Consider the following 12,409-nt stretch of genomic DNA (forward strand, 5'->3'; position numbering starts at 1 on the left):
GGGAGACAGGCGATGGGCGACCCGTGGGGCATCTCCGGACCGGATTTCGTGGTCCTCTACATCGCGCTGCTGATTGTCGTGCTGCTGGTGCGCGTCGTCGTGAGCAGTGTCGCGCGCAGGCGGGCGCTGCGGGCCGACGCGCAGCAGCCCGGCCAGCCGCCGACGGTCTACCAGTTGGCATACCTGGCCGGTGGCCCGGACCGGGCGGTCGACACGGCGATCGCGGCGCTGGTCGAGCGCGGGCAGCTGCGCGTGAACAGCTACAAGCAGCTCAGCCAGGCCGGTCCGCTGCCCGCGGAACCGCTGGAGCGGGCGGTGGCCGAGGTGGCGCGGCTGAAGACGACGGCGGCCATCCGGGCCTCGGTCCGCCGGTCAGCGGCGATGCGGGCGCTGGAAGACGGCCTCGACCAGCGGGGGCTGCTGGCGTCGGCGTCGGCACTGCGGCAGGCCAAAACGTTCGGGCTGGTGCTGCAGCTGGCCGTGCTGGCGCTGGGCGTGGTGCGGCTCGTCAACGGCATTTCGCTCGGCCGGCCGGTCGGGATCCTGGTGTTCCTCGTGCTCGTCGCGACCTTGCTGGCGATCATGGCATTGGTGCTGCGGACGAAGGCTGGGCTCCGGCAGCCGTCGGCCGCGGGACACCGCGTGCTCGGCCAGGCGCGCTCCGCGAGCAGCGGGCCGGTCCCGGCCGGGGCGCTGGCCGGCGGGGTGCTGCTCGGCGGCGCGGCGGCCGCGGTGGCGTTGGGCGGCTTGGCGAGGTACCCGGACGAGGAGCTGAGCGCTGCGCTGGTCCCGCCTGCGACGTCGTTCGGCGGTGGGTCCTCTGGCGGATCGTCGTTCGGCAGCGGGTCTTCCTGCTCCAGCTCGTCGTCTTCGTGTAGCAGCGGCTCGTCGTGTAGCAGCGGCTCGTCGTGCGGCGGCGGTTCTTCGTGCGGCGGGGGTGGGTGCGGTGGGTGAGCTCGGCATCGGGATCGGCTGGCGGCACGAACTCGACCTGTCCATCGCGCGGCTGCCGGGCGTCGACTGGGTGGAGGTGGTCGCCGAGAACCTGCACGCCGACCACCTGCCGGAGACGCTGGTGGCGCTGCGAAAGCGCGGCCTGCCGGTGCTGCCGCACGCCGTCTCGCTGTCCCTCGGCGGCGCCGAGCCGCTCGACACCGGCCGCGTCGAGCACCTCGCGGAGGTCGCGCGGGCCCTGGACGCGCCGTTGGTCAGCGACCACGTGTGCTTCGTGCGCGCGGGCGGGCTCGACTCGGGGCACCTGATGCCGCTCCCGCGCACCCGGGAAGCGCTCGACGTGCTGGTGTCCAACGTCCGGCTTGCACAGTCCATTGTGGAGGTACCGCTCGCGCTGGAGAACATTGCCGCGGTGCTGGACTGGCCGGCCCCCGAACTCACCGAGGAGCGGTTTCTCACCGAGCTGACCGAGCGGACCGGCTGCCGGCTGATCATCGACGTCGCGAACCTGTACGCCAACGCCCGCAACATCGGCACCGACCCGGTCGCGTTCCTCGACGGCATCCCGTGGGAGCGGCTGGCATACGTGCACATGGCGGGCGGCATCGAGCGCGACGGCGTCTACCACGACACGCATGCGCACCCGGTGCTGCCGGAGGTGCTGGCTCTCCTGGAAGAGCTGCGCCGCCGGACCGACCCACCGGGCGTGCTCCTCGAACGCGACGACGACTACCCGACCGACGACGAACTCGCGGCCGAACTGGCGGCCCTGCGGGCGGCGGTGACGGCGTGAGTAGTCCTGTGTCGACTCGCGGAGGAACGGGTGTGAGCCGCGAGCGGCTGGCCCGGCAGCAAGCGGAGTTGTTGCGGGCGCTGCTGGCCGACGGCCCGGCCCCGGAGGGTTTCGACGCCACCAGGCTGCGGGTGGAGGCGAACGTCCTGCGCCGCAAGCACGGCCGGGTCCTGGCCTACCAGCGCCCGGAACTGGCGGAGGCGCTCGGCGAGAGGTTCGGGCCGCTGTTCACGGAGTTCAACGCGGGCCGCCCGAAGCGAGACACCGAGCGATCGGGGGAGTACGCGGACGAGTTCGTGACATGGCTGATCGCGGGCGGCCACCTGCCGAAACGGCGGCGGGGGTGGCTGACCCGCATCCGGCGCCGCTGAGGCCCGGTCTCGAACGCCCCGTGATCAATGTTCGTGGAAATGACCGCAGTGGGCCGTGCCTCCGCGGCGCCCGTCAGACCGTCTTGAGCAGTCCGCCGTCGATCACGAGATCCGAGCCACTCATGTTGGCCACCCGGCCTGACGCCAGGAACACCACGAGCGCCGCGATCTCCTGTGGGTCGGCGAACCTGCCGGTTGGCAGGCCGAGGACCGCCGGAAGCTGATCGGTCAAGTTCTCTCGTGCAATGTCCGCGCGCTGGGCGAGTAAGTCGCCGGGGCCGCCAGGGGAGGTCCACACGTCGGTCCAGACCGGGCCGGGAGAGATCGTGTTCACCCGAAGACCGCGGCCACCGAACTCTTCGGCCAGTGCCTTGCCGAGGTTCGACAGCGCCGCCTTGGCTGCTGACTGGGCGACCAGGCGCGGCTGCGGAAGCCGGGCGTTGACCGAACTGATGTTGACCACCGCGCCGCGGCGGTCCAGGAGACTCGGCAGTGCCGCGCGCGTGGCGCGCACGGCAGACATGAGCGTCAGATCGAACGTGTGACGCCACGCGTCGTCGTCGAGTTCTAGAAATCCGCCGGCGGGGGTCGAGGTGCCCGCGACATTGTTGACGAGCAGGTCGATCCCGCCGTGCCGCTCGACCGCGTGCCGCACGAGATGGCCGGGCCCGTGGGGGGTTGCCAGGTCGACGGCGAGCGCATCCGGTGTGGTGGCTTGCAATGCGTCGGTGACCGTACGGCTTCCGGCGACGACGATGAACCCGTCCTCGACCAGTGCCTGCACGATCGCCAGCCCGATCCCCCGGCCGGCTCCGGTCACCACCGCGATACGCGTCGCACTCGACGTTGCCAGAGACGTGTCCTCCGCCCGCTGCTGCGGGCTGTTGGCGCTGATCTTCACGTCAGTAAGCATTCAGGTTGCACTATGGTTCAAGTCAATGGGTGAGCTGTCGATATCCGAACTGCGAGCGCGCACCGGGCTGGCGTCGTCGGCCCTGCGCTTCTATGAACGCAAAGGCCTGCTCCGCGCCACTGGGCGCGCGGGTGGTAAACGCGTCTACGACGAGGACACCGTCGAACAGATCGCGTTCATCGACCTGCTCAAACAGGCCGGCTTCACGCTGTCGGAGATCGCGGCGCTCGTCGGTCCGAACGGCCGGACCGCACCCGACTGGCGAGCCGTGGCATCGGAGAAACTGCGCGAACTCGACGACCGCGTCCGGCGGATCCAGCAGGCGCAGAAGGCGCTGAGGCACGTTCTCGACAGCCCACGTGACCACCTCGACGACTGCCCCGTGCATCACCGCATCCTCCGGGCACACGCCGCAGCACTTGCGAGAGTCACCAACAACACCTCGCCGGCCACCCACCGTCCCGCAACTGCCCAAGCAAGGCCCCAAGCTGCCGGCACCTGACTCCAGGTCAAGTCGTTCGGTCCTGGAGACCGTTCGAAGTGCCTTGCGAGGCGGGGCACATCTCCGTGCTCCGCGGTCGCATCCTTTGTTCGGAGCACCTGTTGGTCTCGATCAGTGCCCCCGGCAGGAGTCGAACCTGCGTTTCCGGCTTCGGACGCCGGAGTCGTGTCCGTTGGACCACAGGGGCAATGGCGGAGGATGCAGGATTCGAACCTGCGCGGCGCTCGTCACGCCGACCACCGTTTTCGAAACGGCTGCCTTTCCGGGCTCGGCCAATCCTCCCTGGCACGGCAACGGTTTCCCGGTGCCGTGCCCGTGCTGCCCGGCGAGGGATCGAACCTCGGTCTCCGCGTTCAGAGCGCGGTGTCCGTGCCAACTGGACCACCGGGCATCAGCTCAGCAGCGACGCCACGACGTGGCTCCCGGTCCAGGGCTCGAACCTGGGCTCGCGGATTCAAAGTCCGCCGTGCTGCCGACTACACCAACCGGGACCGGGTGGTGCGGTGCGGCGCGTGCGGGAGTCGAACCCGCGTCCCCGGACTGAGAATCCGGAATCCGTTCCGCTGGACCAACGCGCCATCCGCCAGCCGTCACCGGCAACCACCGGTGACGGCCCGCACCCCTGCCAGGATTCGAACCTGGCACCTCCGCGTTCGTAGCGCGGCGCTCTGTCCAGCTGAGCTACAGGGGCAAAATCGTCGAAGCGTAGCCGATCCGGGTATCGATCCCGGTCCTCCGCAGTGAAAGTGCGGTGACCTAGCCAGCAGTCGCATCGGCCTGGACCGGCCGGTCGGCCGGTGCGCAGTGGTGGAGGAGGGGTTCGAACCCCCTGTGCCATGAAGACGCCTGAATTACCGTCAGGTGAGGCTCCAACAGCCCCAGCTCCACCGTAAAGGGGGTCCGGCCGCGTCGGTGCGCGGCCGGACCCATGCTCGCGTCGGCCGCGCCTGAAGGCGACGGAGGCGAGCGGGGAAAAGTCTGACTCAGTATGTGGATGTCAATGAACCGTGCCGGTCCATCCGAAAATGGGCGGCATGCCGCATCTGCGGCGGAAGTCGAATCCCGGGAATCGGTATTTCCCGACCGTTCCACTTCTTCAAGCTGGTCGACATGCTGAATTGTTTTTGGGGGCACGGAATAGAGAAAGCCGCCCGGATCGGTTTCCCGATGGGCGGCTCCCTCGACCTGACGCGTACTACGTCATGGTGGGGAGCCTTCGCTGCTCAGCCGCGCTTGTCCCTGCTGTGACAAGGATTTCCGGTCGCCGTTGGACGAGCACACGGCAGCGAACGCGGCGGCCAGATACCGGCGCTGCGAGCGTCGCTCTCGCATGGTCGTCATGGTTTCTCCTCTGATCGGATGTGTGGATTCATCATCACCCCTGTGGGTGCCGATGTCAATCCTATTTTGGCGACAACGAGCAGTTCGTAAGGAAGTGGACTTCTCGAGTGGTGAGGTAGCCGGGTTATGGCAGGAAATCGGGCGCGGTAGATGGCCCTTTCTCGCCTTGTTCGGCGAGCGTGGGGATGGACAGTGGTGAGGCAAGGTTCTACCATGTCCACTCATAGTAAACGTCGTCTCATGACCGGCGACACTCAGTTCAGGAGGGTGAGATGGCTCCACGCGTTGCCGTCATCGGCGCCGGACCGTGCGGCCTTGCGCAACTGCATGCCTTCGAGGAAGCGCGCGCCCAGGGGGCTGACGTCGGTGAGATCGTGTGCTTCGAGCGGCAGCGCGACTGGGGTGGGCTGTGGAACTACACCTGGCGCACCGGCCTTGACGAGTACGGCGATCCGGTGCATGGCAGCATGTACCGCTACCTCTGGTCGAACGGGCCGAAGGAATGCCTGGAGTTCGCCGACTACACCTTCGATGAGCACTTCGGCAAGGCCATCCCGTCCTTCCCGCCACGGGAGGTGCTCTACGACTACATCGTCGGACGTGCCAAGAAGAACAACGTCCGCCAGTTCATCCAGTTCAACACGGCGGTACGAGGGGTTTCCCACGACGAGGAGGCGGGTCGGTTCACGGTCACCGTCCAGACGCGGGACGATCACCGGACCCGGTCGGAGACCTTCGACCACGTCATCGTGGCCAGTGGACACTTCTCGACCCCGAACCTGCCCGCCTTCGAGGGATTCGCGCGGTTTCCCGGCCGGATCATGCACTCGCACGACTTCCGCGACGCCCAGGAGTTCTCCGGCCGCGACCTGCTCGTCATCGGCAGCAGCTATTCGGCCGAGGACATCGCGCTGCAGGCGAAGAAATACGGCGCCGCCAGCGTGACCATCTCCTACCGCACCAAACCGATGGGCTTCGGCTGGCCGGACGGCATCGAGGAGGTTCCGCTTCTCTCCAAAATGGACGGCAAGGTCGCGTACTTCGCGGACGGGACCAGCCGTGCGGTGGACGCGATCGTGCTGTGCACCGGTTACCAGCACTCGCTCGGCTTCATCGCGGATGATCTGCGGCTGCGCACGGACAACGTGCTCTACCCGGACAACCTCTACAAGGGGATCTTCTGGGTGGGCAATCCGAACCTGATGTATCTCGGGATGCAGGACCAGTACTACACGTTCACCATGTTCGACGGGCAGGCCTGGTACGCCCGCGATTACGTGCTCGGCCGGATTTCCCTGCCCTCGCGCGAAGAAATGGTGGCTGACATCGCCCGGTGGCGACGCAGGCTCGACGCGTGTGCGGGCGCCTTCGACGAGATCGACTTCCAGGCGGACTACCTCGCCGACCTGTACGAGGCCGTCGACTACCCGGCCTACGACCTCGACCTCACCCGTGCGCACTTCAAGACCTGGGAGCACCACAAGGAGGAAGGCATCACCACCTACCGGGACCGCTCGTTCTCGTCACCGTGCACGGGAACGTCGGCGCCGGTCCACCACACGCGCTGGTGGGAGGCGCTCGACGATTCGATGAGCGCGTTCCTCGACATGCGACCGGGCGTTTAATTCACAGCAACGTTGTTTACTATCAGGGTTTACAACCCGCGCCCACCGAGTCATGATCTGAACCACACCACCCAACCAACCCTCTGACGCCCGCGGTGGCCTTCCACCCGGGACGTCGGTGAGGAGTCGCCATGCTCGATCCTCACGAAGCCGAACAGTTGCGCACCGACTACCGGAACCGGCAGGTGCGATGGGGGTTCATCTGGGCGATCTGGTGCGCCGTGTTGTGGGGCGCCTGGTACGTACCCGGTTCCGCGATCTACAACGAAAGGCCGTTCGCCGACCTGGTCAACACCACCGGCGAAAAGCTGCTGGCGTCGACGATCGTGGCGTTCCTGAACGCGCTCGCCGTGCTCGCGGCGGTCTTCGTCTGGGTCGCCGTGCTCGGCAAGGGCAAGGACTACGTGCGCACCCTGCGGCAGACCCGGATCTCCCGCTGGTATCTGCCGGCCGGGCTGGCCGGCGGCCTGGCCGTGTTCGGCACCTACGTCGCGATCGTGTACGTGGGGGCCGGGTTCGCCGCCGTGGCTGGACTGCTTTATCCCATCATCGGCGCCGTCATGGCCAAGGTCTGGTACCACGAGCGCATCACCTCGCGCGCCGCGATCGGCATCGTGGTGATCGTCGCCGGCGGCGTGGTGATCTTCGCGCCCGGCCTGATCGGCGAGTTGACCGGCACCGGTACCGGCGGCTGGATCGGTTACCTCGCCGGCGCGATCACCTTCGTCGGCTGGGGCACCGAAGGCGCGATCGCCGGCCGTGCCCTGGATGTGAGCGACCCCGATGTCGGGCTCACGCTGCGCTTCACCTTCGAGGTCGCCATCTGGCTCGTGATCGCCGTGCCGGTGACCGCGATCCTGGCCGGTGGCGCGTTCTGGTCGGCGCTGGGTACGGCACTGGCCAGCCCCGCGGTGTGGCTGATGCTCGTGCTGATGGGCCTGACCTTCGCCTTCTGCTACGTCTCCTGGTACAAGTCGTTCCCGCTCATCGGGGTCGGGCGCGGGCAGGCGATCGCGGCGCTCTACGGGCCGCTCGCGCTGATCTGGTTGTGGCTGTTCACCTTCCAGTGGCCGGGTATCCAGTTCGTCATCGGCTCGCTCATGGCGGTGGTCGGCAGCTTCGTCCTGTTCACCGAGCGGCGCGGAATCCTCGAAATCGTCCGCGCGGTGCCCGCGGCCTCGGCCGTCGCACCGGCCATCGCGAAGGAGTCCCCGCATGCCTGACATGCATATCAAGGGCCACATCCTGCAGCTGATCGAGCGCAACGAAACCATGTGGGACTACGAGGTCGCCGACGAGGTCATGCGCGCTTACGAGCTGTCCGGGGATTACTGGTACGGCACCGTACGGCTGACCCTGACCGACCTGTTCTCGGCGGGGCTGCTCGATGAAGTCGAGACCACGGTCGACCCGGCGAAGTCCGGGGGCCGGAAACAGGTGCTGTTCCGGTTCGGGCTCAACGACTTCGGCCGGGAACGGATGCGCCAGACCGGACTGTCGGTGGTGAACCGATGATCGAGTTCTTCGCGTGGCACGTCACCGGGCTGGTGATCGCGGTGATCCTGCTGATCGGCCTGCCCGCGCTCGCCCTCTACCACGCCCGCACGTTCGTCAAGAAGCTCTAGAAACCGTGTCGGGGCTGGCGTGGCGGTGCAAGTCGCGTGCCTCACCGCAAGCGGCTCCGCCGCGGTGAAGCACCAAGTAAGCGCCGGGACGGCTCGAAGGAGAGGACGATGACGGTAGCCGCCGGACGGCCGAGGCTCCTGCTACCGGGGCTGGTGCCGCGGGAAACCGGACTCGAGACCTACTGGGTGCGGCCCGGCGGCGTCACCGCGGTCCGGCTGTCCGCGGGTGACCGGCTCACCGTGATCGACCGGGCCGGGCGGCAGAGCGCGGAGCTCAGCGTGTTCGGCAGCGCCGGCCATGGCGGCGCGGCGCTCGGGGTGCGCGTGGACGCGCCGGCGAACGCGATCCGCTCGCTCGCCGCGGGCGGCACCGGCGAGGGGCGGGCCGCGATCCTGACCGCGCTGGCCTCCTATGGCCTGGATCCGGGCGAGGCCAAGGCGATCCGGCTGTTCGGTGACAGCTCCCCGCAGGGCGCCCGGGAGACGTTCGTCGCGCAGGAGGCCACCGGTGTGCTGGTGGCCGCGCCGGCGCGGCCGATGAGCGTGCTGGACGAGGTGGCCAACCCGCCTTCGGACCTGCTGGTGGAGGTGCTCCGGGCGAGCCCGCGCGGGAATGAGCGGCCCGAGTTGCCGGAGCCTCTGGCCGAGCCGGTGGCCGACCTGCGCATCGACGCGGCGACCGCCCTGGCCTACCAGGTCAAGGCGGGCCAGTACATCCAGGTGATCGACGTGGCCGGGCGGCAGTGCTCGGATTTCCTTGCCTTCCACGCACATCGGCTGGACGAGGGAGTCGAGCGGGGGCTGGACTCGACCACCACGCGCTATTTCATGGGCCGGGCATATCCCCGGCCAGGGTTGTTCGGGAAGTTCTACGACCAGGACGCGCAGCCGCTCGTCGAGATCGTCCGGGACACCGTTGGCAGGCACGACACCTTCGGGCTGGCCTGCAATCCCAAGTACTACGAGGACCTCGGCTACCCCGGCCATGTCAACTGCACGGAGAACTTCAACGAGCAGCTGAAGGGCTACGGCGTTGCCGCGCGCAAGGGCTGGCCGGCGCTGAACCTCTTCTACAACACGGCGTTCGACGAGGAGAACCTGCTCGTTTTCGACGAGTCGTGGTCGCGGCCCGGCGACTACGTGCTGATGAGGGCGATGACCGATCTGGTATGCGCGTCGTCCGCGTGCCCGGACGACATCGACCCGTCGAACGCGTGGGTGCCCACCGACATACACGTCCGGGTCTACGACGCGAAACGGAAGTTCTCCATGGCCATCGCCCGCCGCGTGACACCAGAGTCGGAGATGAAGCTCACCAAGCAGACCGCCTTTCACCCCAGGACGTCGGAGCTGACCAGGCAGTTCACGGAGTATCGGGGGTACTGGCTGCCGACCTCGTTCCACAACCATGGCATCCAGGACGAGTACTGGGCGTGCCGGGAGCGGGCGGCGGTGATGGATCTGTCGCCGCTGCGCAAGTTCGAGGTCCTCGGCCCGGACGCGGAGGCGCTGCTGCAGGCGTGCGTGACCCGCAACATCCGCAAGCTCTCGCACGGCCAGGTCGTGTACTCGGCCATGTGCAACGAAACCGGCGGCATGATCGACGACTGCACGGTGTTCCGGCTCGGTGACACCAACTTCCGGTTCGTCGGCGGTGACCCCTACGACGGCGTGTGGTTGCGCGAGCAGGCGGCCCGGCTCGGGCTGGACCGGGTCTGGGTCAAGGATTCGACCGACCAGCTGCACAACATCGCCGTGCAGGGGCCGGCCAGCCGGGACATCCTGCGCGAGATCATCTGGATGCCGCCGACGCAGCCGGGATTCACGGACCTGACCTGGTTCCGGTTCGGCATCGGGCGAATCGGCGGTCACGACGGCATTCCGCTGGTGGTGTCCCGTACCGGGTATACGGGTGAACTCGGCTATGAGCTATGGGTGCACCCGCGCGACGCGGGGGTGTTGTGGGACGCCGTGTGGGAAGCCGGAAGGCCGCACGGCATGCTGCCGCTGGGCCTGGACGCGCTCGACGTGCTCCGCATCGAGTCCGGGCTGGTGTTCGCCGGATACGACTTCTCCGACCAGACCGATCCCTACGAAGCCGGAATCGGGTTCACGGTTCCGCTCAAGACCAAGGAAGACGACTTCGTCGGGCGCGAAGCGCTCGTCTCGCGGAAGGCGCACCCGCAGCGCACCCTGGTCGGGCTGGAGCTGGCCGGGAACGAGCCCGCCGGCCACGGTGACTGCGTCCACGTGGGCAGGTCCCAGGTTGGCGTGATCACCAGCGCGACCCGGTCACCGATTCTGCGCAAGAACATCGCGCTGTGCCGGATCGCGGTCCAGCACGCGGGGTACGGCACCGAAGTCGAGGTCGGCAAGCTGGACGGGCACCGCAAGCGGATTCCCGCACAGGTCGTCCGCTTTCCGTTCTACGATCCGGAAAAACTCCGCCCGCGCTCGTAGCGTCCACCTCGGGCCTGCTCACCGCCATCCTGGACACTAGGCTACGAATGTCATGGGACGTGTGCCGCGGATCGTCCTCATAGGATGGTTGGTGTCGGAACCTCGGGAGTTTGAGTGCGGAAGCGACCTTCAGCCGGCCATCGCTGGTACGAGGAAGGGGAGGAACCGGACTACCGGTTCACCCTGGCCAACGAGCGGACGTTCCTGGCCTGGTTGCGCACGGGACTGGCCCTGGTGGCGGGGGCGGTGGCGCTCACCCAGCTCGTGCCCTCGTTCCCGGTCGCGGGCCTGCGGACCGGGCTCGCGGCGCTGCTGGCCGTGGCGGGGACGTTGCTGTCGGCCGTCGCCTACCGCCGGTGGGCCCGGATTCAGCAGGCGATGCGGCTCGGGCACCCGCTGCCGATGGACCGGTTCCCGGCCGTCGTCGGCGGGATCGCGGCCCTGGTGGGGGCGGTCGTGGTGTTCGTCGTGCTGATGCATCCTCGCTGAGTGTCAAGATGCGGCAGTCACGGTGATGACTAAGCGGGATCCTGGGTTGCAGCCTGAACGCACGGCGCTGGCCTGGCAGCGTACCGCCCTGTCGGCTGGTGTCGCCGCGGTCCTGTTGCTCCGGTCCGGGCTGCTCCACGCGGCGCCGCTCGAGTTGATGGCCAGCGGATGCGCACTGGCCGTGGCGGTCGTCGCGTGGCTGGTGGGCCGGCGGCCGGGTAACACCGGTGCGCCGCGGCGCGTGCTGCTCGCGATGACCACAGCCACGTGCGTGACCGGTGCACTCGCCCTCGCGGGGTTACTGTTGCACTAGCCAGCTAGGCGGTGTTTCAAAAGCGTAGCCACTCGTTGATCGCGGCGACCTGGACAGTGGATTCGTAGCGAACCGGCAGCTTGTCGTATCGAGTTGCCACGGCCCGGTTGCGTTTGAGGCGGTTGATCCCGCACTCGACGGCGTGGCGCTGTTAGGTCGTCGTGGTCGATCACCCACTCGCCCACGGTCCGGGGGACCGGCGAGCAGGGAGCCGCGGTAGCGTCGGAGGATCTCTTCCCGACTTGGGGTGCGGGGGAGTGCGAAGCGCGAGCGCAGCGACGCCGCTGAGCAGGACAGCACGAGTGCGACGACCAGTGCCCAGTTCGATGGGCCTTCACTCAGGTCCCGGACTTCTAACGGCTCGGACGGATCATGCCGGACCGGATCGGCGACGGCATCGGTCACCGAGGCCAGAGGACGAGCTGGGTGCAGCGGAACACCGCGACCGTCCGGGCCTGGTCATCGGTGACCGTAGCGTCCCACAGCTGCGTGGAGCGGCCACTGTGGACGGAATTCGCGCGGCAGTGCAGGAAGCCTTCCCGGGCCGCGGCGAGGAAGGTCGTCTTCAGCTCGACGGTGGTGAACCCGCTGGCCCCGGTGGGAAGGCTGGCCGCGCAGCCGGATCCGCACAGCGTGTCCGCGAGACCGGTGAGTGCGGCAGCGTGGACGAACCCGTTGGGAGCGAACAACTCGGGCCGGACGGGGGAGTTTCTCCGGTCACCTCACCGTCCGAGTAGGACAACACGCGCACGCCTAGTAGTGCTTTGTTAGGTGTGTCGTTGTGGCTGGTCGGGGCGTTGCTGTGATCTCCTTTGCGGGTGCTTCCGGAGGAAATGGACGAGGTTCGTCCGGTGATCGAGGAGTTTGCTGCGCGGATGTTCGGTGGGTTCGCGCGGCGTGACCAGCGGGCGAAGGGGCAGCTGTATCTGCGCGGGCTGATGCTGGAGGGCAAGCGCAAGTCGATGCAGCCGATGGCCGAGCGGCTCGGGGTCGATCACCAGCAGTTGCAGCAGTTCGTCACCA

General features: G+C 68.0%; 13 protein-coding genes, 7 tRNA genes and 1 pseudogene. 11 read left to right on the forward strand and 10 right to left on the reverse strand.

Annotation, left to right across the window (positions count from 1 at the left end):
* Window positions 1-12: 12 nt before the first annotated feature.
* The 3 genes from A3CU_RS0124840 to A3CU_RS0124850 are packed head-to-tail and all read left to right on the forward strand — an operon-like array spanning window position 13 to window position 2,118.
* Entirely contained in the window at window positions 13-954 is a 942-nt protein-coding gene (locus A3CU_RS0124840; protein WP_027944585.1) for a TIGR04222 domain-containing membrane protein, read from the forward strand.
* Complete coding sequence (locus tag A3CU_RS0124845; protein ID WP_027944586.1) at window positions 947-1,747, forward strand: MbnB/TglH/ChrH family RiPP precursor modification enzyme; 801 nt, start codon at window positions 947-949, stop codon at window positions 1,745-1,747. Before A3CU_RS0124840 ends, A3CU_RS0124845 begins: the two co-directional genes overlap by 8 nt.
* A gap of 32 nt (window positions 1,748-1,779) precedes the next feature.
* The gene (locus A3CU_RS0124850) at window positions 1,780-2,118 is read left to right on the forward strand and encodes an SCO6045 C-terminal-like domain-containing protein (RefSeq protein WP_027944587.1); all 339 of its coding nucleotides are present in this window, start codon (window positions 1,780-1,782) and stop codon (window positions 2,116-2,118) included.
* A gap of 73 nt (window positions 2,119-2,191) precedes the next feature.
* Here the strand turns inward: A3CU_RS0124850 and A3CU_RS0124855 are convergent, their stop codons facing one another.
* Window positions 2,192-3,019, reverse strand: a complete 828-nt coding sequence (locus A3CU_RS0124855; RefSeq protein WP_342668927.1) for an SDR family oxidoreductase — start codon at window positions 3,017-3,019, stop codon at window positions 2,192-2,194.
* Between the two features lie 37 nt (window positions 3,020-3,056).
* Between A3CU_RS0124855 and A3CU_RS46505 the strand changes: the two genes are divergently transcribed.
* Window positions 3,057-3,533 (forward strand): MerR family transcriptional regulator, encoded by a 477-nt coding sequence (locus tag A3CU_RS46505; RefSeq protein ID WP_052372122.1) that lies wholly within the window; start codon window positions 3,057-3,059, stop codon window positions 3,531-3,533.
* Between the two features lie 115 nt (window positions 3,534-3,648).
* Here the strand turns inward: A3CU_RS46505 and A3CU_RS0124865 are convergent.
* From A3CU_RS0124865 to A3CU_RS52690, 8 genes are all read right to left on the reverse strand, one after another.
* Window positions 3,649-3,720, reverse strand: a tRNA-Arg gene (locus tag A3CU_RS0124865).
* A gap of 2 nt (window positions 3,721-3,722) precedes the next feature.
* Window positions 3,723-3,815: transfer RNA gene (locus A3CU_RS0124870), tRNA-Ser, on the reverse strand.
* 36 nt (window positions 3,816-3,851) lie between these two features.
* Window positions 3,852-3,924, reverse strand: a tRNA-Gln gene (locus A3CU_RS0124875).
* 25 nt (window positions 3,925-3,949) lie between these two features.
* Window positions 3,950-4,024 (reverse strand) — tRNA-Gln (locus A3CU_RS0124880).
* A gap of 15 nt (window positions 4,025-4,039) precedes the next feature.
* Window positions 4,040-4,111, reverse strand: a tRNA-Glu gene (locus tag A3CU_RS0124885).
* Window positions 4,112-4,150: 39 nt separating this feature from the next.
* Window positions 4,151-4,224: transfer RNA gene (locus A3CU_RS0124890), tRNA-Arg, on the reverse strand.
* A gap of 114 nt (window positions 4,225-4,338) precedes the next feature.
* Window positions 4,339-4,422 (reverse strand) — tRNA-Tyr (locus A3CU_RS52685).
* Window positions 4,423-4,733: 311 nt separating this feature from the next.
* Window positions 4,734-4,874 (reverse strand): hypothetical protein, encoded by a 141-nt coding sequence (locus A3CU_RS52690; RefSeq protein WP_156960533.1) that lies wholly within the window; start codon window positions 4,872-4,874, stop codon window positions 4,734-4,736.
* A gap of 272 nt (window positions 4,875-5,146) precedes the next feature.
* Here A3CU_RS52690 and A3CU_RS0124895 point away from each other — a divergent pair, with 272 nt between their 5' ends.
* From A3CU_RS0124895 to A3CU_RS0124925, 6 genes are all read left to right on the forward strand, one after another.
* Entirely contained in the window at window positions 5,147-6,499 is a 1,353-nt protein-coding gene (locus A3CU_RS0124895; RefSeq protein ID WP_027944589.1) for a flavin-containing monooxygenase, read from the forward strand.
* Between the two features lie 131 nt (window positions 6,500-6,630).
* Entirely contained in the window at window positions 6,631-7,722 is a 1,092-nt protein-coding gene (locus A3CU_RS0124900) for a DMT family transporter (RefSeq protein WP_027944590.1), read from the forward strand.
* The gene (locus A3CU_RS0124905; RefSeq protein ID WP_027944591.1) at window positions 7,715-8,014 is read left to right on the forward strand and encodes a hypothetical protein; all 300 of its coding nucleotides are present in this window, start codon (window positions 7,715-7,717) and stop codon (window positions 8,012-8,014) included. The genes A3CU_RS0124900 and A3CU_RS0124905 overlap by 8 nt, the downstream gene beginning before the upstream one ends.
* Before the next feature lie 218 nt (window positions 8,015-8,232).
* Window positions 8,233-10,584, forward strand: a complete 2,352-nt coding sequence (locus A3CU_RS0124915) for a trimethylamine N-oxide demethylase (protein ID WP_043842418.1) — start codon at window positions 8,233-8,235, stop codon at window positions 10,582-10,584.
* A gap of 114 nt (window positions 10,585-10,698) precedes the next feature.
* On the forward strand, window positions 10,699-11,073 hold the full coding sequence (locus A3CU_RS0124920; protein ID WP_027944593.1) for a YidH family protein: 375 nt from the start codon (window positions 10,699-10,701) through the stop codon (window positions 11,071-11,073).
* 25 nt (window positions 11,074-11,098) lie between these two features.
* Window positions 11,099-11,386 (forward strand): DUF202 domain-containing protein, encoded by a 288-nt coding sequence (locus A3CU_RS0124925; protein ID WP_043842420.1) that lies wholly within the window; start codon window positions 11,099-11,101, stop codon window positions 11,384-11,386.
* 401 nt (window positions 11,387-11,787) lie between these two features.
* Here A3CU_RS0124925 and A3CU_RS46510 read toward each other — a convergent pair.
* A pseudogene (locus A3CU_RS46510) lies at window positions 11,788-12,078 on the reverse strand (PaaI family thioesterase); the annotation flags it as partial.
* A 141-nt stretch (window positions 12,079-12,219) separates the two neighbouring features.
* Between A3CU_RS46510 and A3CU_RS50025 the strand changes: the two are divergent.
* Window positions 12,220-12,409, forward strand: a 190-nt coding sequence (locus A3CU_RS50025) for a transposase (RefSeq protein WP_211246505.1), incomplete at its 3' end; no start/stop codon positions are given.

It is taken from the genome of Amycolatopsis taiwanensis DSM 45107, assembly GCF_000519205.1.
Classification (GTDB): Bacteria; Actinomycetota; Actinomycetes; order Mycobacteriales; family Pseudonocardiaceae; genus Amycolatopsis_E; species Amycolatopsis_E taiwanensis.

What these genes read in the sequence shown, in the direction of transcription:
- A3CU_RS0124840 (WP_027944585.1), top strand. Translation starts at nt 13, where the DNA reads ATGGGCGACCCGTGGGGCATCTCCGGACCGGATTTCGTGGTCCTCTAC.
- A3CU_RS46505 (WP_052372122.1), top strand. Translation starts at nt 3,057, where the DNA reads ATGGGTGAGCTGTCGATATCCGAACTGCGAGCGCGCACCGGGCTGGCG.
- A3CU_RS52690 (WP_156960533.1), bottom strand. Translation starts at nt 4,874, where the DNA reads ATGACGACCATGCGAGAGCGACGCTCGCAGCGCCGGTATCTGGCCGCC.
- A3CU_RS0124895 (WP_027944589.1), top strand. Translation starts at nt 5,147, where the DNA reads ATGGCTCCACGCGTTGCCGTCATCGGCGCCGGACCGTGCGGCCTTGCG.
- A3CU_RS0124900 (WP_027944590.1), top strand. Translation starts at nt 6,631, where the DNA reads ATGCTCGATCCTCACGAAGCCGAACAGTTGCGCACCGACTACCGGAAC.
- A3CU_RS0124905 (WP_027944591.1), top strand. Translation starts at nt 7,715, where the DNA reads ATGCCTGACATGCATATCAAGGGCCACATCCTGCAGCTGATCGAGCGC.
- A3CU_RS0124915 (WP_043842418.1), top strand. Translation starts at nt 8,233, where the DNA reads ATGACGGTAGCCGCCGGACGGCCGAGGCTCCTGCTACCGGGGCTGGTG.
- A3CU_RS0124925 (WP_043842420.1), top strand. Translation starts at nt 11,099, where the DNA reads ATGACTAAGCGGGATCCTGGGTTGCAGCCTGAACGCACGGCGCTGGCC.